The organism is Kitasatospora sp. NPDC088742, assembly GCF_055584905.1.
In genome coordinates this window covers 50,598-68,169 of sequence record NZ_JBVJLD010000029.1, presented here as the reverse complement: position 1 = coordinate 68,169, position 17,572 = coordinate 50,598, and the positions used below count along the sequence as shown (strand labels likewise).

Annotated in this window: 17 protein-coding genes and 1 tRNA gene; 9 read left to right on the top strand and 9 right to left on the bottom strand. The window is 73.7% G+C overall.

All coding sequences use genetic code 11. From position 1 onward, the window contains the following. Positions 1 to 19 precede the first annotated feature (19 nt). The 4 genes from ACZ6ZR_RS22650 (at position 20) to ACZ6ZR_RS22635 (ending at position 3,943) form a co-directional block, all read left to right on the top strand. Positions 20 to 95: transfer RNA gene (locus tag ACZ6ZR_RS22650), tRNA-Ser, on the top strand. Continuing rightward, positions 95 to 2,362 (top strand): hypothetical protein, encoded by a 2,268-nt coding sequence (locus ACZ6ZR_RS22645; protein ID WP_465644986.1) that lies wholly within the window; start codon positions 95 to 97, stop codon positions 2,360 to 2,362. The genes ACZ6ZR_RS22650 and ACZ6ZR_RS22645 overlap by 1 nt, the downstream gene beginning before the upstream one ends. Before the next feature lie 32 nt (positions 2,363 to 2,394). Next, positions 2,395 to 3,276, top strand: a complete 882-nt coding sequence (locus ACZ6ZR_RS22640) for a 1-aminocyclopropane-1-carboxylate deaminase/D-cysteine desulfhydrase (RefSeq protein ID WP_465644984.1) — start codon at positions 2,395 to 2,397, stop codon at positions 3,274 to 3,276. A gap of 85 nt (positions 3,277 to 3,361) precedes the next feature. Continuing rightward, positions 3,362 to 3,943, top strand: a complete 582-nt coding sequence (locus ACZ6ZR_RS22635; RefSeq protein ID WP_465644982.1) for a Uma2 family endonuclease — start codon at positions 3,362 to 3,364, stop codon at positions 3,941 to 3,943. A 15-nt stretch (positions 3,944 to 3,958) separates the two neighbouring features. Here ACZ6ZR_RS22635 and ACZ6ZR_RS22630 read toward each other — a convergent pair whose 3' ends face one another. Next, positions 3,959 to 5,467 carry an LCP family protein gene (locus ACZ6ZR_RS22630; protein ID WP_465644980.1) on the bottom strand — a complete coding sequence of 503 codons (1,509 nt, stop codon included), beginning with the start codon at positions 5,465 to 5,467 and terminating at the stop codon, positions 3,959 to 3,961. Positions 5,468 to 5,675: 208 nt separating this feature from the next. Further along, positions 5,676 to 6,137 carry a MarR family winged helix-turn-helix transcriptional regulator gene (locus ACZ6ZR_RS22625; protein ID WP_465644978.1) on the bottom strand — a complete coding sequence of 154 codons (462 nt, stop codon included), beginning with the start codon at positions 6,135 to 6,137 and terminating at the stop codon, positions 5,676 to 5,678. A 93-nt stretch (positions 6,138 to 6,230) separates the two neighbouring features. Between ACZ6ZR_RS22625 and ACZ6ZR_RS22620 the strand changes: the two genes are divergently transcribed. Continuing rightward, positions 6,231 to 7,268: an NADP-dependent oxidoreductase gene (locus tag ACZ6ZR_RS22620; protein WP_465644976.1), complete on the top strand. Its 1,038-nt coding sequence runs from the start codon at positions 6,231 to 6,233 to the stop codon at positions 7,266 to 7,268. 404 nt (positions 7,269 to 7,672) lie between these two features. After that, positions 7,673 to 8,167, top strand: a complete 495-nt coding sequence (locus tag ACZ6ZR_RS22615) for a DUF3145 domain-containing protein (protein WP_465644974.1) — start codon at positions 7,673 to 7,675, stop codon at positions 8,165 to 8,167. A gap of 111 nt (positions 8,168 to 8,278) precedes the next feature. On the opposite strand, the gene ACZ6ZR_RS22610 is transcribed toward ACZ6ZR_RS22615, so the two are convergent. The 5 genes from ACZ6ZR_RS22610 to ACZ6ZR_RS22590 form a co-directional block, all read right to left on the bottom strand. Continuing rightward, positions 8,279 to 9,544 (bottom strand): beta-ketoacyl-[acyl-carrier-protein] synthase family protein, encoded by a 1,266-nt coding sequence (locus ACZ6ZR_RS22610; RefSeq protein ID WP_465644972.1) that lies wholly within the window; start codon positions 9,542 to 9,544, stop codon positions 8,279 to 8,281. Between the two features lie 114 nt (positions 9,545 to 9,658). Continuing rightward, positions 9,659 to 9,907 carry an acyl carrier protein gene (locus ACZ6ZR_RS22605; RefSeq protein WP_465644970.1) on the bottom strand — a complete coding sequence of 83 codons (249 nt, stop codon included), beginning with the start codon at positions 9,905 to 9,907 and terminating at the stop codon, positions 9,659 to 9,661. An 82-nt stretch (positions 9,908 to 9,989) separates the two neighbouring features. Beyond that, positions 9,990 to 11,021, bottom strand: coding sequence for a beta-ketoacyl-ACP synthase III (locus ACZ6ZR_RS22600; RefSeq protein WP_465644968.1), 1,032 nt, complete (start codon positions 11,019 to 11,021; stop codon positions 9,990 to 9,992). After that, positions 11,018 to 11,956 (bottom strand): ACP S-malonyltransferase, encoded by a 939-nt coding sequence (locus ACZ6ZR_RS22595; RefSeq protein ID WP_465644966.1) that lies wholly within the window; start codon positions 11,954 to 11,956, stop codon positions 11,018 to 11,020. Before ACZ6ZR_RS22595 ends, ACZ6ZR_RS22600 begins: the two co-directional genes overlap by 4 nt. Before the next feature lie 90 nt (positions 11,957 to 12,046). Further along, entirely contained in the window at positions 12,047 to 13,243 is a 1,197-nt protein-coding gene (locus ACZ6ZR_RS22590; protein ID WP_465645058.1) for a PucR family transcriptional regulator, read from the bottom strand. Between the two features lie 179 nt (positions 13,244 to 13,422). Between ACZ6ZR_RS22590 and ACZ6ZR_RS22585 the strand changes: the two genes are divergently transcribed. The 3 genes from ACZ6ZR_RS22585 to ACZ6ZR_RS22575 are packed head-to-tail and all read left to right on the top strand — an operon-like array spanning position 13,423 to position 16,135. Then, entirely contained in the window at positions 13,423 to 14,202 is a 780-nt protein-coding gene (locus ACZ6ZR_RS22585) for a pirin family protein (protein WP_465644964.1), read from the top strand. A gap of 59 nt (positions 14,203 to 14,261) precedes the next feature. Continuing rightward, positions 14,262 to 15,479, top strand: coding sequence for a sensor histidine kinase (locus ACZ6ZR_RS22580; RefSeq protein ID WP_465644962.1), 1,218 nt, complete (start codon positions 14,262 to 14,264; stop codon positions 15,477 to 15,479). Continuing rightward, the gene (locus tag ACZ6ZR_RS22575) at positions 15,476 to 16,135 is read left to right on the top strand and encodes a response regulator transcription factor (RefSeq protein WP_465644960.1); all 660 of its coding nucleotides are present in this window, start codon (positions 15,476 to 15,478) and stop codon (positions 16,133 to 16,135) included. The genes ACZ6ZR_RS22580 and ACZ6ZR_RS22575 overlap by 4 nt, the downstream gene beginning before the upstream one ends. A 7-nt stretch (positions 16,136 to 16,142) precedes the next feature. On the opposite strand, the gene ACZ6ZR_RS22570 is transcribed toward ACZ6ZR_RS22575, so the two are convergent. Together ACZ6ZR_RS22570 and ACZ6ZR_RS22565 are read right to left on the bottom strand one after the other, a co-directional pair. Continuing rightward, on the bottom strand, positions 16,143 to 16,646 hold the full coding sequence (locus tag ACZ6ZR_RS22570) for a hypothetical protein (RefSeq protein ID WP_465644958.1): 504 nt from the start codon (positions 16,644 to 16,646) through the stop codon (positions 16,143 to 16,145). Next, a complete protein-coding gene (locus tag ACZ6ZR_RS22565) occupies positions 16,643 to 17,470 on the bottom strand; it encodes a serine hydrolase domain-containing protein (RefSeq protein WP_465644956.1) in 828 nt (275 codons plus the stop codon). The genes ACZ6ZR_RS22570 and ACZ6ZR_RS22565 overlap by 4 nt, the downstream gene beginning before the upstream one ends. Between the last annotated feature and the right edge of the window lie 102 nt (positions 17,471 to 17,572).

Genomic DNA, 17,572 nt, shown 5'->3' with positions numbered 1-17,572 from the left:
GCGTAGCGTTGCGGGCCAGCGACGTGTAGCTCAGCAGTCAGAGCGCCGGACTTGAGATCCGGAGGGCGCGGGGGCGGGACCCGCCACGTCGGCCATGGACAAGAACGCTGATCAGCAGCGCCTCACGGGCACCGTCACCGTCTCCGCCGGCTACGCGCACGGGCAGTTGGCCCGGGCCTTCGTCACCGCGCTCTCGCACCCGGACGCCGCTACCCGCGAGCGGGCCGAGGGCCGTCTGGACCGCTGGCGTGCCACGCTGGCCGGGATGAAGGACGGCAGCCTGCGGATCGGCAGCCGTACGCCGGTGGCCGGGCTGCCGGCCTGGGTCACGCCCGAGGTGCTGCGCGGTGGGTTCGCCACCGGCCGGGCCGCCGCCGAGGGGCCGCTCCAGCCGTACGAGGTGGCGGCCTGCCGGGTGGCGGGCATTCCGTCGGACCGCGCCGAACTGTTCGCGCACTCGCTCACCGAGGCCGGGCTGGTCCGGCTCTGGGAGTTGCTGGACGGCGGCCGCTACCGGGTGACCGTGCCGGAGGAGGCCGCGCTGCTCACGGTGGCCTGGCTGGTCCGGGCCGGGGAGCAGCGGGCGGCGGTCCAACTGGTGGGCGTGCTGGCCCCGTTCGCGCACCGGCTGCGGTTCACCCCGCCGGCCGGGGAGGTGTCGGGAGCCGAGCCGGACGCCGTCCACCTGCGGACGGTGTCCGACGCGGTGGCGGCGCTGGTCGGCCGCGGCCCGAACCGGGCGGTGGAGACCCAGCGGGAGGCGCTGACGGTCTGGCTGCCGCTCTCCGACGAGCTGCTCTCGCACTGGCTGGAGGCGACCGGGCCGAGCGGCGTGCTCGCCGGCGACCCGGGGCCCGAGTGGCAGGCGCGCGGGGCCGAACTCCTGCTCCGCTACCGGACCTTGGCCGCCGCACACCCGCTCTGCGGGAAGCACCGGAACCCGCGCGAGAACCTCGGTGCCCTCCGCACCGCGCTCGAAATCAGCGTCGGCGGTGAGGAGTTGCCGCCGCGTCAGGCCGGGCTGCTGCGACTCGCGGTCACCTCGATGGTGGCGTGCCGGGGCCTGCCCGGCTCGGAGCGGCACCGCGAGCTGCGCCGGATCCAGACCGGCCAGGCCGCGCTGCCCTCGCACCACCAGCTCGCCGGGCTGCTGGCCGGGCGGCTCGCCGCGCTGCCGCAGGAGGAGGGGCTGGCCGGTCCGGAGGCGGTGCTGACCGCCGCGGCGGAGGGCGAGGCGGACGGCGTCCCGGCCGGTACGGCCCTGCCGGAGGTGCTGCGCCGGCCGGTGCTGGCCGCCACCAGCGCACCCGTGGAGACCCTGGTCGAGCGCGGCCTGGTGCCCTCGGCGGAGGTACTGGCCGAGCTGGCACCGCAGTTGGCCGCCGCGGCCGAGGCCACCGCCTACCCGGACCGCACCCTCGGCGCGCTGGCCGCCGCCCACCACCGGGCCTTCGCCGGACGGCGCTCGCTGCTGCTGCTCGACCACCAGCACCAGGTGCGGGCCGGTGAACTCCCCTGGGTCCAGGCGGTCGGGCCGCACCGCACGGCGGGGGAGGGCGCGGCCGAACTCGCCACGCTGCGGCGCCTGGCGGCCCTGGCGGTCACCACGTTCCCGGGCACCATCCTGCCGAACCCGCTGGTGAGCGAGCTGGCCGCACTGGCCCGGCGGGCCGCCCCGGGCACTCCGTTCGTGGAGGAGCTCGCGGCGGACATCTTCATGGGGACCTTCACCCCGAAGTACCTGGAGGCCGCCAGGATCGCCGGCGGGCTGCTCCAAGGCACGCTCTACGAGCGGTACTTCGGCATCGACTACGCCGCCGTGCGCGCCCTGCCCGAGCAGGAGCGCGGACACCGCCGCACCGTCGTCTCGGCCGGCTTCTCCAAGCTCTGCGCCACCCGGGCCGGCAAGGAGGGCCGGGCGGGCGGGTCGGTGGCCGCCAACGGCACGGTGATCGAGCAGGCCCAGATCCTCACCACCCACAACCTGGCCACGCTGGCGGGCCCGCTCTCCGTGACCCCGGGCGAGGCCTGGGACGTGCTGGCCTGGCGCGCGTACGTCACCGCCCGTCAGCTGGTCGCCCTGGCCGAGCGCCAGCCGCGCCCGCTGGCCACGGTGAAGAACGCCGCCTTCGCCTGGCGGCAGCTGGTCTTCCACCTCTCCCTCTGCACCCCGCAGGCCCGGGACGCCGTGATCGACCGGATCACGGCCGACCATCCGGCCCGGCTCGCACCGGCGGTGGCCGGCCTGGTGCTGACCGCCGCCGGCGGACGGTTCGGCGAGGACGGCACGGCGGAGCGCGGGCGCGCCCGGCGGCTGCTCGGCTGGACGGTCGGGCCGCACTGGCTGCTGAACCGCCCCTGAACCGCCCCTGACCAGCCGCGTACGCTGGGCGGATGCTGCTGCCCGCCGACCTGCCGACCCCGCTCCAGGTGCTGGACGACCCGGACTTCGCCCGGGCCGGGGTCGAGCTGCGGCTCAAGCGTGACGACCTGGCGCACCCGACCGTGCCGGGCAACAAGTGGCGCAAGCTCGCGCCGAACCTGGCGCATGCGGTGGAGACCGGCGCGCACGGGCTGCTGACGTACGGCGGGGCGTACTCCACCCACCTGCGGGCGGTGGCCGCCGCGGCGCGGGCGCTCGGGCTGGCGAGCATCGGCGTGGTGCGCGGCGAGGAGCTGGAACGGGCGCCGCGGAACTGGTCGTTGCGGGCGGCGGAGGCGGACGGGATGGAGCTGCGCTTCGTCTCCCGCGCCGACTACCGCCGCCTGCTGACCGACCGTCAGTCCCCGGGCGACGGCTGGCTGGTGCTGCCCGAGGGGGGCTCCAACGCGCTCGCGGTGCGGGGCGCCGCCGCGATCCCGGGCGAGCTCACCGACCTCGGGCCGGCCGACCTCCTCGTCTGCCCGGTCGGCACCGGCGGCACCCTCGCGGGCATCGCGGCCGGCCTGCCGGACGGCGCCCGCGCCCTCGGCGTCGCCGTTCTGCGCGGCGAGGGCTACCTGGAGGACGAAGTCCGCACCCTCCACCAGGCCGCCTACGGAAGGCAGTTCACCAACTGGAGCATCGACCACACCCACCACGGCGGCGGCTACGGCCGCGTCCCGGCCGAACTCGCTTCCTTCGCGGATGAGTTCGAGCAGCGACACGGCCTGCGCCCCGAGCTCCGCTACGTGGCCAAGACCCTCCGGGCCGTCCACCGCCGCGCCACCACCGGCCGCTTCCCACGGGGCACCCGCGTCACCGTCGTGGTCACCGGCTTCCCTGACCCGGTATGAACAACCGCGCCCGCCGGATTGCCTCGGAGAAGCGCGACTACCGTCGGAGGCAGCATCATCCGCTCGGCCTCGGAGGAGGCAGGACATGACCGCGATCTCGGACCGCCCGCGGCTGCTGCCTGAGGAGTTCGAGGAGGTGGCCCGCATGGTCGCCCGGACGACGGAGGGCGTGCGGCTGGAGCTGATCGACGGAAAGCTGAGGGCCAAGCCGGTGCCTGACGGGGACCACGGCCGGATCATCCAGTGGCTCATGCGGATCTGCCTGCAGAGCAGGCCGGATCCCTGGCTGCACGACCAGGGTCTGAAGATCCAGGGCTGTCGAGCGGGCCACGCCGGGCCGGACGGCGCACTCGCCTCGGCCGACGCGTTCACCGGCCAGGGCGAGTGGGCGGACGCCGGCGACGTGCTGATGACCGTCGAGGTGACCTCCTACGACTCCGACACCGACCAGCGGGGCCGGGTGGAGAAGCCCCGGGCGTACGCCGAGACCCGCATTCCGGTCTACCTGCTGATCGACCGTGACTCCTGCCAGGTCACCGTGCACAGCCGCCCCGACGGCAGCCGCTACACCCAGCTCGGCGTGGTCCCGTTCGGTACCGAGGTGGAGCTGCCCGCTCCCGTGGGGATCGTGCTGGACACCGAGCCGCTGAAGGCCTGGGTGCGCTGAGCCCCCGACGGACCGTCAGCCGCCGTCGCCGTAGGTGAGGTTGGAGCAGAGGTCGGCGTCGGCGGTGCGGGTGTTGTCGGTGATGCCGGAGGGGATGCCGGTGGGGGTGGCCGTGGGGGAGGCGGTGGCCGACGGGGTGGTGGTGGGGTCGGGGGCCTGGTCGCGGCCGAGGGTGAGGGTGAGGGTTTCGAGGGACGGGTCGGGGCGGAGTTCGGCGTCGGGGTAGAGCTGGGCGAGGCGTTCGGCCTCGGTGAGGCTGACCGGGGTCGCGGGGTAGCCGATGACCGTGGTGCGGCGGGAGGTGGTGGGGGTGGGGCCGATGGTGAGGGTGGTCCAGCCGGCGGCCTTGAGGTCGGCTTCGGCCTTGGTGGCGGCCTCGGGGGAGTGGCTGGCGTTGATGATCGTCAGCGGGGTGGAGACGGCCGGGACGGACGGCGTGGGGCTGGCGGCGGCGGTGGGGGCGTAGCCGGTGGAGCGGCCGTCGAGGGTGTGGTCCTGGCGCAGGAGGTCGAAGAGGCGCCCGGTGTCGGGCTGGACCAGGGCGACCCGGTCGCCCTTGTACTCCCAGGGGACGGTGACGAACTCTATGTCGGAGAGCTTGATGTCGCGCAGCGACTGCGCGAAGTCGACCAGCTTCATCGGGGTGCCGAGGCCGGGGTCGACGGTCAGGGAGCGGCTGGCGGCGTCGGCCAGCGGGAGCAGGGTGGTGAGGTTGAAGCCCTGGTCCTGGACCTTCTTGATGAGGGAGGAGAGGAAGGCCTGCTGCCGCTTGATCCGGCCGATGTCGGAGCCGTCGCCGAAGCCGTGCCGGGCCCGGACGTAGTCGAGGGCGAGCTGGCCGGAGACGGTCTGGCGGCCCTTGGCGAGCTTTATGCCGTAGGAGTTGACCGCGTTCGGCACGCAGACGTCGACCCCGTTCACCGCCTGGGTCATCGCGGCGAAGCCCTTGAAGTCCACCACGATGGTGTGGTCGACCCGCAGGCCGGTGAGCGCCTCGACGGTGTTCTGGCTGCAGGCCGGGTTGCCCCTCTCCGAACCACCCACGGTGAAGGCCGAGTTGAACATCTGGTTGGTGCGCTTGGTGGTCCACTTGCCATCGGGGAGCAGGCACGGCGGGACGGTGACCAGGGTGTCGCGCGGTATGGAGACCGCGACGGCGTGCCGCCGGTCGCCGTAGACGTGCAGCAGCATCGCGGTGTCGGAGTGGCCGACGCCCTCGTCGCCGCCGCCGAGGTCGCCGTTGCCGTCGTTGCGGGTGTCGGAGCCGAGCAGCAGGACGTTGACCGGGACGCCGCCGCCGACCTCGGCGGGGGTGGCGACGGGAGGCCGGCTGGTGGCGATGCCGGCCGCGTCGAAGGTGGTGATGTTGTCGTCGAGGCGCTGGTAGAACCAGGCGCCGGTGCCCACCACTCCGAGTACCATCACGGCGGCCGTGGCTCCGGCGACCCGGGCCAGTCGGGCCCGGCGGGAGCGGGGTGCCCGGTGGGCGGGGGCAGGGGCGGGCCTGGTCTGGGCGTCGGTCATGGTTGGCTCAGGCGCTCTCTGCTGCGGCCGCTCGGCGGGGGAACCGTCGGGATGGTCGGTGGTCTCTCACCGGATAGACGGTCTGGCGAGGCGGTCGGTTACACGGAGAGCGCAATCTAACAAGGATGATTCGTGCAGGAGCAATCGCCCCCCCTGGTGGAGAGGGGGCGTCGCTCCTGGTCAGGGCGGCCCGGGCGGCCGCGTCGGGTCAGGCCTGGTCGACGTCGGCGTGCGCCAGCATCCGCCGGAGCAGGTCGCGCAGCTGGGTGCGCTCCTCCTCGTCCAGGGCGGCCAGCGGCTCCCGGGCGAAGTTGAGCGACTCGCGCAGTTCCTCGGTGGCGACGTCGCCGGACTCGGTGGAGGCGACCAGCTTGACCCGGCGGTCCTGCGGGTCGGCCTCGCGGGTGACGAAGCCGCGGCCCTCCAGGCGGTCCACGATGCCGGTGATGTTGGACGGCTCGCAGCTGAGGGTCTGGGCGATGTGGCGCATCGGCATCGGCCCGCGCCGCAGGAGCGCGAGCACCTTGGCCTGTGCGCCGGTCAGCGAACGGGCGGCGGCTGCCTCCTCGTACTCGCGGTGGAAGACCGCGACCAGCCCGGCCATGAGGTCCACGACCTCGCGGGTGATCGCGTCGGCGGGCGGCGGAGTGCCGTGAGTGGGCTCGGTCATGGCTACGAGTCTACCTGAACATTTGACAACATGAACCTTTCATGCCCACGATTGCTTTACCTAGTCAACCTTTCAGCCTCGAGGAGCAGCAGCATGGCAGAGCAGGCCGCGACCACCACCGTGCCCGCCACCGGCCGCGAGTGGCACCTGGCATCCCGTCCCGACGGCTGGCCGGTGCCCTCCGACTTCGCACTGGTCGAGGCGCCGGTCCGGCAGCCCGCCGAGGGCGAGATCCTGGTCCGCAACGCCTACCTGTCGGTCGACCCGTACATGCGCGGCCGGATGAACGACGTGAAGTCCTACATCCCGGCCTTCCAGATCGGCCAGGCCCTGGACGGCGGCGCGGTCGGCCACGTGGTCGCCTCCAACGCCGAGGGCTTCGAGGTCGGCGACGCGGTGCTGCACGGGCTGGGCTGGCGCGAGTACGCGACCGTCGACGCCCGGCACACCGTGAAGGTGGACGCCGCGCTGGCCCCGCTCTCCTACTACCTGGGCGTGCTCGGCATGCCGGGCATGACCGCGTACGCGGGCCTGCTGGAGGTGGCCTCGTTCAAGCCGGGCGACACCGTCTTCGTCTCCGGCGCGGCCGGCGCGGTCGGCTCGCTGGTCGGCCAGATCGCCAAGCTGAAGGGTGCCAAGCGGGTCATCGGCTCGGCCGGCTCGGCCGCCAAGGTGGCCACCCTGCTGGACGGCTACGGCTTCGACGCCGCTTTCAACTACAAGGAGGGCCCGGTCCGCGAGCAGCTCGCCGCCGCCGCCCCGGACGGCATCGACGTGTACTTCGACAACGTCGGCGGCGACCACCTGGAGGCCGCGATCGGTGCGCTCAACCTGCACGGCCGGGTCACCCTGTGCGGCGCCATCGCGCAGTACAACGACACCTCCGCCCCGGCCGGGCCGCGCAACCTCGCGCTGGCGATCGGCAAGCGGCTGCGGCTGCAGGGCATGCTGGTGCGCGACCACGACTCGCTCCAGCCCCGCTTCCTGGCCGAGGTGGCCGGCTGGCTCAACGACGGCGCCCTGAAGTACGACGAGACCGTGGTGGACGGCGTGGAGAACACCGCCGAGGCCTTCCTCGGCCTGCTGCGCGGCGACAACACCGGCAAGATGGTCGTCCGCCTGGAGCACTGAACCACGGCAGAGCGCACGGCAGTTGTGAGTCGCCCCCGAACCGCCCCCGACCCGCGCCAGGGTCGGGGGCGGTTCGGTTACGGGCGCGTCCCGGGCGGCGCACCCCCGCCGATCCGACGGACCGTCAACTGCGGGGGTGTCAGCGGCGCTACGGTGGAGGCTTCTTGGATGGGGCCGTTCGGGGGAGAGATCCCGGCCGGGGGTAGACCTCGGTGCGGATCGGGCTAGCATTGGGTTGAAAGCTGTCCGTTTTGCTCAACTTAATTACCTATATGTCGAATAAGGTGAGCACGGCGGGGGCAGTACGACCGAGACAGTTACGCATCAGACCAGAGCAGCGCAGACCGGCGACGGGCACGAGGTAGCTGGGGAAGGCGACCCTCGTCCACAGCCTGGAGGTCCCGGTGACGACACGTGGAGTCCTGTACGTCCACTCCGCGCCCCGCGCGCTGTGCCCGCACGTCGAGTGGGCGGTGTCGGGTGTGCTCGGGGTGCGGATCGGTCTCGACTGGATCCGCCAGCCCGCCGCGCCCGGCCACTGGCGGGCCGAGCTCTCCTGGCAGGGGGAGCCCGGCGTCGCCTCGAAGCTGGCATCCGCCCTGCGGGGCTGGCAGTTGCTCCGCTACGAGGTCACCAGTGAGCCCTGCTCCACCGCCGAGGGCGAGCGGTACAGCTCCACTCCGACGCTCGGCATCTTCCACGCCGTGACCGGCATCCACGGCGACATCCTGATCCCGGAGGACCGGCTGCGCGCCGTGCTGCTGCGGGCCAAGAGCGAGGGCACCGACCTGGAGGCCGAGCTCGCGCGGCTCCTCGGCAAGCCCTGGGACGACGAGTTGGAGCCCTTCCGCTACGCGGGCGAGGGCGCCCCGGTCCGCTGGCTCCACCAGGTGGTCTGAGCAGCTGCGGGCCCGCACGCCCCTACGAACGCGCCCGCACGCGAAGAGGACCCGCACGCGGAAAAGGCCCGCCCCGGAACCGCAGTCCCGGGGCGGGCCGCTGACGATCCGTCAGACGGAGCGGAAGGCCAGCACCACGTTGTGGCCGCCGAAGCCGAAGGAGTTGTTCAGCGCGGCGATCCGGCCCTCGGGGAGGGCGCGGGGCTCGCCGCGGACGATGTCGGCCTCGATGTCGTCGTCGAGGTTGTCGACGTTGACGGTCGGCGGGGCCAGGCGGTGGTACAGGGCCAGCACGGTGGCGACGGTCTCGATGCCGCCGGCGCCGCCGAGCAGGTGGCCGGTCATCGACTTGGTGGCGGAGATGGCCACGTGGTCGAGGTGCTCGCCGAGCTCCTTGCGGAGCGCCTTGATCTCGGCGGTGTCGCCCTGCGGGGTCGAGGTGGCGTGCGCGTTGACGTGCACGACCTCGGCCTTGTCCAGCTCGTTGTGCTCGAACAGGTCGGCGATGGCGCGGGCCACGCCGGCGCCGGTCGGCTCCGGCTGGGCGATGTGGTGGGCGTCCGAGGAGAGGCCCTGGCCGACGGCCTCGCAGTAGACCCGGGCGCCGCGGCGGGCGGCGTGCTCGGCCGACTCCAGCACGACCACGCCGGCGCCCTCGCCGAGCACGAAGCCGTCCCGGCCCTTGTCGTACGGGCGGGAGGCGTGCTGCGGGGCGTCGTTGTTCTTGGACATCGCCATCATGTTGGCGAAGGCGACGATCGGCAGCGGGTGGATCGCCGCCTCGGTGCCGCCGGCCACCACGACGTCGGCGCGGCCGTTGCGGATCATCTCGATCGCGTAGCCGATCGCCTCGGCGCCGGAGGCGCAGGCGGAGACGGGGGTGTGCACACCCGCGCGGGCGCCGACCTCCAGGCCGACGTTGGCCGCCGGGGAGTTGGGCATCAGCATCGGCACGGTGTGCGGGGAGACCTTGCGGACGCCCTGCTGCTTCAGCACGTCGTACTGGTCGAGCAGGGTGGTGACGCCGCCGATGCCGGAGGCGATCACCGCGCCCAGGCGCTCGGGCGCGAGCTCGGAGCCCTCGGCGGTGGCGGAGGTGGTGAAGCCGGCGTCGGCCCACGCCTCGCGGGCCGCGATCAGCGCGAACTGCGCCGAGCGGTCCAGCTTGCGGGCCAGCGGCCGGGGGAGGATCTCGCCCGGCTCGATCGCGGTGCGTGCGGCGATCCGGACCGGCAGCTCGGCGGCCCACTCCTCGGTCAGCGCGGCCACGCCGGAGCGGCCGGAGGTGAGGCCCTCCCAGAACGAGGCGGCGTCGCCGCCCAGCGGCGTGAAGGCGCCGATACCCGTGACGACCACGGTGCGGTTTTCAGCGGTCACTGGTTCTTCTTCTCTCACGTGTGGCAGGTGGCGGCGTTGCCGGGGGGTGGGGTGACCGGGCGGCCGGGGTGGGAACCCCGGCCGCCCGGGCGGTCAGCTGACGCTGACGGGCAATCAGGCGGCGGCGTTGGCGAGGATGTAGTCCACCGCGTCGCCGACGGTCTTCAGGTTCTTGACCTCGTCGTCCGGGATCTTGACGTCGAAGCGCTCCTCGGCGGCCACGACGACCTCGACCATGGAGAGCGAGTCGACGTCCAGGTCATCGGTGAAGGACTTGTCGACCTCGACGTCCTCGGCCGGGATGCCGGCGATCTCGTTGACGATCTCGGCGAGACCGGACAGGACCTCTTCCTTGGTAGCCATTCTGGCTGCTCCTCTTCGGTGTTGAACACGACCGCCCGGCGGGCCGTCGCACGATTTCTGATGGCGGGTCGGACGACCGCGCCTAGGGGAGGGTAACGACTGCGGCGGCGTACACGAGACCCGCCCCGAAGCCGATGATCAGCGCGAGGTCGCCGCTACGGGCCTCCCCGCTCTCCAGCATCCGCTCCATCGCCAGCGGGATGGAGGCCGCCGAGGTGTTGCCGGTCTCGGCGATGTCGCGGGCCACCGGGACGCTCTCGGGGAGCTTCAGGGCCTTGATCATCGCGTCGGTGATCCGCATGTTGGCCTGGTGCGGGATGAACGCGCCGAGCTGGTCGGCGGTGATCCCGGCGGCGTCCAGCGCCTGCTGGGCCACCTTGGCCATCTCCCAGACGGCCCAGCGGAAGACGGTCTGGCCCTCCATCCGCAGGGCGGGCCACTTGATCTCCTCACCCGCGCCGTTGACGGCGTCCTCCTTGGCGAAGGCGGTGTCCCAGGCCTGGGTCTGCGAGATGACGTCCTTCTGCGAACCGTCCGAACCCCAGATCACCTTGCCGATGCCGGGGGTCTCGGACGGGCCGACGATCGCGGCGCCCGCGCCGTCGCCGAAGATGAAGGCGGTCGAGCGGTCCGAGGTGTCGGTCAGGTCGCTGAGCCGCTCCACGCCGATCACCAGCACGTACTCGGCGCTGCCGCCGCGCACCATGCCGTCGGCCAGGCTCAGGCCGTAGCCGAAGCCGGCGCAGGCGGCCGAGATGTCGAAGGCCGGGGCGGTGCCGCAGCCGAGCCGCTCGGCGATCTCGGTGGCGATGGCCGGGGTCTGCTTGAGGTGCGAGACGGTGGCCACGATCACGCCGCCGATCTGCTCCGGGGCGATCCCGGCCTGGGCGATCGCCTTGCCGGCGGCCTGCACCGACATCTCGGCGACGGTCTCCTCCGGGCCGGCCCAGCGGCGCTCGGTGATGCCGCTGCGGCTGCGGATCCACTCGTCCGAGGACTCGATCCAGTTGAGGACCTCGGCGTTCGGGATGACCCGGACGGGGCGGTAGCCGCCGACGCCGTGGATGCGGGAGTACGCCGCACCGGTGGCCGGGCGGATCTGAGGGGTCGTCATGCGTCCAGCTCCTGCCCGCCGTGTTCCTCGACCAGCGCGCGCGCCTTGTCGAGGTCGGCCGGAGTCTTGAGGGCAAGCGTCGCGACACCCTTGACGTTGCGCTTGACCAGGTTGGTGAGGGTGCCGGCCGGGGAGAGCTCGATGACGGCGGTGGCACCGAGCTGGCGGAGGGTCTCCATGCAGAGGTCCCAGCGGACCGGGTTGGACACCTGCGAGACCAGCCGGGCGAGCACCTCGGTGCCGTCCTGCACGACCTCGCCGTCCTTGTTGGACACGTACGCGACCGCCGGGTCGGCGGCGGTCAGGGTGGGGGCCAGCTTGGACAGCCGCTCCACGCCCGGGGCCATGTGCTCGGTGTGGAAGGCACCGGCCACCTTGAGCGGGATCACCCGGGAGCCGGCCGGCGGGTCGGCCCTCAGGGCCTCCAGCTGGTCCAGCGTGCCGGCCGCGACCAGCTGGCCGCCGCCGTTGTTGTTGGCCGCGGTCAGGCCGAACGAGGCCAGCTTCTCGGCGACCAGCTCGGCGTCGCCGCCGAGCAGCGCGGTCATGCCGGTCGGGGTCGCGGCGGCGGCCTCGGCCATCGCCAGGCTGCGCTCGCGGACGAAGACCAGCGCCTCGTCGGGGCTCAGCACCCCGGCCAGCGCGGCCGCGGTGATCTCGCCGACGCTGTGCCCGGCCACGGCCGCGTACGGGCCGCCCGTGACGGCGCCGAACAGCTCGGTGGCGGTGAGCAGGCCCGCGGCCACCAGCAGCGGCTGGGCCACGGCGGTGTCCTTGATCTCCTCCTCGGAGCCCTCGGTCCCGTAGCGGACCAGGTCGAGCCCGGCCACGTCGGACCAGGCCCGCAACCGGTCGGCGGCGCCGTCCAGTTCGAGCCAGGGGGTGAGGAATCCGGGGGTCTGGGCACCCTGCCCAGGGGCGACGATTACGAGCACGGTTCAACCCTCTCTCGCCAGGCACCCGGGGACGGGTAGGCGACGGTAACGAATAAAAGGACGCCGGATTGTGGGGTCCCTACAGCGGCGTCAATCCTGTTCGGCTGCCGAGCCGAGTCGGCCCAGGGCAAGCGCGATCCGCAGGGTGAAGGCCGATCGCACGTCCGAGGGAGCATAGCCGGTGACATCGGTCACACGACGGAGCCGGTAGCGCACGGTGTTCGGGTGAACGAAGAGCATCCGGGCGGCGCCCTCCAGGGAGGAGGCCTGCTCCAGGTAGACGCTCAGCGTCTCCAGCAGCGCCGAGCCGGCCTCGTCCAGCGGTGTGTAGATCTCCTCCACCAGCTGGCGGCGGGCCGCCTGGTCCCCCGCGAGCGCTCGCTCGGGCAGCAGGTCGTCGGCCAGCACCGGACGGGGGGCGTCCGGCCAGGCCGCGCAGGCCTTCAGGCCCGCCGCCGCGGCGTGCGCGGAGCGGGTCGCCGAGAGCAGGTCGCCGACGGTCGGGCCGACCACCACCGGGCCGGGCGCGAACTGGCCGATCAGAGCCCGGGCGGCGTGCACCGGCTCCTTGTCGCCGCCGACCACCACCACCAGCCGCTTGCCCAACACCCCGGTCAGCACCTGGAGTTTGGCGTACCTGGCGGCCCGTCGGATCGCCTCCACCACCAACTCGCTGTCCCCGTCCGGGGCCGAGCCCATCACCACCCGGACCTGGCTCGGCTGGCCCCAGCCGAGCGCCGCCGCCCGGGACAGCACGCCCTCGTCCGCGTCCCCGGAGAGCAGGGAGTTGACCACCAGGGCCTCCAGCCGGGCGTCCCAGGCGCCACGCGCCTCGGCCGCCTGGGCGTACACCTGGGCGGTGGCGAAGGCGATCTCGCGGGCGTAGACCAGCACAGACTCGCGCATCCCGGCCTCGTCGCCCGGGGCGGCCACCTCCTCGATCGCCTCCTCCATCACCTCGATGGTGGTGCGGATCAGCTCCACGGTCTGACGGAGCGTGATGGCCCTGGTCAGCTCGCGCGGGGCGGTGCCGAACACGTCGGTGGAGATCGCCTGCGGGGCGTCCGGGTGCCGGTACCACTCGGTGAAGGCGGCGATGCCGGCCTGGGCCACCAGGCCGATCCAGGACCGGTGCTCCGGCGGCATCCGCCGGTACCAGCCGAGTTGGTCGTCCATCCGCGCGATGGCGGCGGTGGCCAGCTTGCCGGAGGACTTCTCCAGCCGCTTGAGGGTGGCGGCCCGCAGCTCGGCCCGCTCGGTGGCGAGCTTGCGCTCCTGAGCGGTCAGCCGCCCGCCCCGGCGCGGTCTCGGCTGCTCGGGCTGGTCGGTAGAGGGGGCTGGCTTCTTGTCGGAACTCGCTGAGGCGGATGGCACAGGGACAAGACTGCCTCACCTTCGGGGCGGCTCGTACCCGCCCCCGCCGGATCGACGCGGTGGCCCCGGTCACACCGGCTACCGTGGGCCGGGTGACCGACGCCGCATCCTCTCGTCCCCGGGCCGACCACCGCCGCGCGGCCGAGCGCTACGCCTCCGAGCCCGAGCCGGGGATCTCCACCAGGCACGCCTTCTCCTTCTCCGGGCACTACGACCCGAAGAACGTCTCCTTCGGCGCGCTGCTCGCCGTCAACGAGGAGCTGATCGAGCCGGGGGCGGGCTACGAGGAGCACAAGCACCGCGACACCGAGATCGTCACCTGGGTCCTGGACGGCGCACTCGCCCACCGCGACGGCCACGGGCACGCGGGGGTGGTGCGCCCGGGGGCGGTCCAGGTGCAGAGCGCGGGCTCCGGCATCACCCACACCGAACGCAACGTCGGCGGCGCCGAGGCTCCCGTCCGCTTCGTCCAGATGTGGCTGCAGCCCGACACCTTCGACGCCGCCCCCTCCTACGGCCTCGCCCGGGTGACCCCCTCGGTCACCGGGTTGACGCTCCTCGCCTCCGGCCTCCCACGGGACGCCTCTTCCGGCACCCCGCGCCTGCTCCGCTCCGACGCCGCCCTCTGGCTGGTCACCGCCGGCCCGTGGGAGCCGCTCCCCGAACTCCCCGAAGCCCCGTACCGCTACGCCCACCTGACGAAGGGTGCGCTCGGCTACCGCACCGTCCCCGGCCCCCAGGGCGGCGGCCGGACGATGGCGCCGGGCGACAGCGTCCGCGCCACCGGCGACGCCTTCGCCGACCCCACGGCGGGGGAGGACGGCGCGGAGCTGCTGCTCTGGGAGATGCACTCACCGGTCCGCTACGGCTGAGCCGACGCTCCCCCGATCGGGGGAGGTCGCCCACGGAGGACCCGGAGATACTGGCGCCCATGATCAAGGGAATCGGGCCGCTGCTGCGCGGCTCCACGTACGCGGGTGCACTGCTGGCGGCACTGGCCGCAGGGCTGAGCACCGTGCCGTTGATGTTCGCGTTGATACCGGGACTGGCTTGGAAGTCGGCTCCGGAGGCCGTGCTCTGGGGGATGACCCTGGTGCTGTGGGCGGCGTTGGTCGCCGTCGGCGGTGTGGTGCCGGGGGTGCGGCGGGTGCTGGCCTCGGTGGCGCGGCGGGTGCTGGGAGCGGCGGTGCAACCGCCGGTCAAGTCGGGTGCCAGGGGCGGGCGTTGGCGCACCCCGCTGTGGCTGCTGCTGCTCGTGGCGCTGGGCTGGGTGGTGGCCCTGATCGGTGGGCTGCTGCTGCTCATGGGGGTCGCGCTGCCCGGGGCCTGGCTCGGCGGTGAGGCCGAGATCGACCTCTACGGCTGGGCGCCGCCGGTGAGCGGCTGGTGGACCTGGCCGGCCGGGGTGCTCTGCCTGCTGCTCGCGGCCGGGCTCTGCACGCTGGTGACGGGGGCTCTGCGGTGGTCCGCGCCAGGGCTGTTGGGCCCCTCGGCGGCGGAGCAGCTGGCCGCCTCGGCGGAGCGGGAGCGGGCACTGGCCGAACGCAACCGCCTGGCCCAGGAGTTGCACGACTCGATCGGACACACGCTGACCGCGGCCACCATCCAGGCGGCGGTGGCGGGCGAGGTGCTGGACGCCGATCCGGCGGCGGCGCGGGCCGCGCTGCGCTCCATCGAGGAGTCGGCCCGAGCGGCCTTGGAGGACCTGGACCACGTCCTCGGGGTGCTGCGCGAGGAGGAAGCGGGCACCGCGCCCGTCCGCACCCTGGCCGATCTGCCGGAGCTGCTGGAGCGGCTGCGGCACGCGGGCGTCGAGGTGGTGCCGGAGCTGTCCGGGGACTTCGAACGGCTGCCCGGCGCGCTCTCCCGGGCGGCGTACCGGATCGTCCAGGAGGGCCTGACCAACGCGCTGCGGCACGGTTCGGGCGGACCGGTCGAGCTCCGGGTGGCGATCGGGACGGAGGGGCTGGCGATCGGTGTGGTGAACCTCACCGGCGGCACCGGCCACGGCGGCTTCCCGCCCTCCGGGCACGGGCTGCGCGGCCTGGCCGAGCGGGTGCGGCTGCTCCACGGCGAGCTGGAGGCCGGCCCGGACGGGCCCCGGCGGTGGCGGCTGACGGTCAGTCTGCCCGGGCGGGTCCCGGCGTGAGCGAGGCGATCTCGCTGCTGATCGCGGACGACGACGAGGTGACCCGGGGAGGCCTGCGCACGCTGCTCTCCGCGCAGCCCGGGCTGACCGTCACCGGCGAGGCGGCGGACGGCGTCGAGGCGGTGGAGCGGGCCCGGGGGCTGCGGCCGGACGTGGTGCTGATGGACGTCCGGATGCCGCGCCGCAACGGCATCGAGGCGACCAGGGAACTGCTCGCCCACCCCGACCCGCCGAAGGTCGTGGTGATCACCACCTTCGAGAACGACGGCTACGTGACCGCCGCGCTCAGCGCCGGGGCCAGCGGCTTCGTGCTCAAGCGGCGCCCGGTCCGGGAGATCGCCGAAGCGGTCCGGGTGGCGGCGGCGGGCGAGGCGATCCTGTTCCCCGCCGCCCTGCGCCGGATGGTCGCCCCGCGCCCGCTGGCCTCGGCCGAGGCGCTGCCGCGGGCCGCCCTGACGGTCCGTGAGGAGGAGGTGCTCCGGGAGATGGCCACCGGCCTGTCCAACCCGGAGATCGCCGAGGCGCTCCGGGTCAGCCAGGAGACGGTGAAGACCCACGTCGGCAACGTGCTCACCAAGCTCGGCGCGCAGAACCGCACCCACGCGGTGGTGATCGCCTACGAGTCCGGCCTGGTCGTCCCGGGCACCCCGGGCTGACGCCCGGTCAGCAGGCCTTCCGGGCGGCCCGGTCGAAGTCCTCCCGGGACACCGCCCCCTTGGTCGTCAGCACCTGCCCGGGCCGCAGGGCCGCGATCCGGGCGGCGTCGAAGGTGAGCGTGGCGTTGTAGTCGTAGGACTCGTCCGGATCGCTGAAGCCGAGCCGGTAGACCCGGCCGGGGTCCAGGGACTGCGGGCCGTGGGTGGTGGCGGCCCAGTCGGCGGGTGGGGCGAACAGCGGGAAGTCCGCCGCCTTCGGCCGGGGGACGGTCGACTTCCAGACCAGCCACCGGTCGTCCGGCCAGTAGTGCTCGGTCGCGACCGCCGCCGGCTCCATGGAGAACAGCATCGGGTGCCGGACCCGGCCGTGGTCGTCGCAGCTGCGCAGCAGGGCCAGCGGGGCGCCCCGGGCGTCCGGCTCCACCCCGACGAGGGGAAGGTCCCCCGGGGTGCAGCCGGTCAGCACCGCCAGGCCGGCGCCGCCGAGCAGGGCGGCCCGGGCCCGAATCACGCGGCCTCGGCCAGCACCGCGTCGGAGAGCGACGGCCAGACCTCGGCCGCCCAGGGGCCGAAGTCGCGGTCGGTGAGGGCGACGCAGGCCAGGCCGGCCGTCGGGTCGACCCAGAGGAAGGTGCCGGACTGGCCGAAGTGGCCGAAGGTGGCGGGGGAGTTGGTGGTGCCGGTCCAGTGCGGGGACTTGTCGGAGCGGATCTCGAAGCCGAGGCCCCAGTCGTTGGGGCGGCGGTGGCCGAAGCCGGGGAGGACGCCGCTCAGGCCGGGGAAGGCGATCTCGCGGGTGGCGGCGGCCACGGTGGAGGGGTCGAGCAGGCGGGGGGCCTGGAGCTCGGCCGCGAACCGGGCCAGGTCGGCCGCGGTGGAGAGGCCGCCGGCGCCGGCCGGGGCGCGGTGGGCGGTGTTGACCAGGGTGGAGACCATGCCGAGCGGGGCGAAGACCGCCTCGGCGGCGTAGTCGGCGAAGGCGATGCCGGAGGCCTTGGCCAGGGTGTCGGCCAGCACGTCGAAGCCCGCGTTGGAGTAGAGGCGGCGGTCCCCGGGCGGGGCCATCACCCGGTGCTCGTCGAAGGCCAGCCCGGAGGTGTGGGCCAGCAGGTGACGGACGGTGGAGCCCTCGGGGCCGGCCGGGTCGTCCAGCTCGAAGACGCCCTCCTCGACCGCGACCAGCGCCGTGTAGGCGGTCAGCAGCTTGGTGACCGAGGCCAGCGGGAAGAGGTGCTGCTGCGGACCGGCCGTCCCGAGCACCGTCCCGTCGGCCCGTACCACCGCGGCCGCCGCGTTCGGCACCGGCCAGTCCTCGATCATCCGCAAGCTCTCCATGCCCCGAACTCTAACGACTCGCCGGGGCGGGCCGGGGGCGTGGTGCTTGCCTAGAGTGCACTCCAAGTCAGTAGCTTCGTGAGCGTCACTTCCACAGGGGGC

Coding starts and splice junctions, on each gene's coding strand:
- ACZ6ZR_RS22645 (WP_465644986.1), top strand. CDS start 95: ATGGACAAGAACGCTGATCAGCAGCGCCTCACGGGCACCGTCACCGTC.
- ACZ6ZR_RS22635 (WP_465644982.1), top strand. CDS start 3,362: ATGACCGCGATCTCGGACCGCCCGCGGCTGCTGCCTGAGGAGTTCGAG.
- ACZ6ZR_RS22630 (WP_465644980.1), bottom strand. CDS start 5,467: ATGACCGACGCCCAGACCAGGCCCGCCCCTGCCCCCGCCCACCGGGCA.
- ACZ6ZR_RS22625 (WP_465644978.1), bottom strand. CDS start 6,137: ATGACCGAGCCCACTCACGGCACTCCGCCGCCCGCCGACGCGATCACC.
- ACZ6ZR_RS22580 (WP_465644962.1), top strand. CDS start 14,262: ATGATCAAGGGAATCGGGCCGCTGCTGCGCGGCTCCACGTACGCGGGT.
- ACZ6ZR_RS22605 (WP_465644970.1), bottom strand. CDS start 9,907: ATGGCTACCAAGGAAGAGGTCCTGTCCGGTCTCGCCGAGATCGTCAAC.
- ACZ6ZR_RS22620 (WP_465644976.1), top strand. CDS start 6,231: ATGGCAGAGCAGGCCGCGACCACCACCGTGCCCGCCACCGGCCGCGAG.
- ACZ6ZR_RS22600 (WP_465644968.1), bottom strand. CDS start 11,021: ATGACGACCCCTCAGATCCGCCCGGCCACCGGTGCGGCGTACTCCCGC.
- ACZ6ZR_RS22640 (WP_465644984.1), top strand. CDS start 2,395: ATGCTGCTGCCCGCCGACCTGCCGACCCCGCTCCAGGTGCTGGACGAC.
- ACZ6ZR_RS22565 (WP_465644956.1), bottom strand. CDS start 17,470: ATGGAGAGCTTGCGGATGATCGAGGACTGGCCGGTGCCGAACGCGGCG.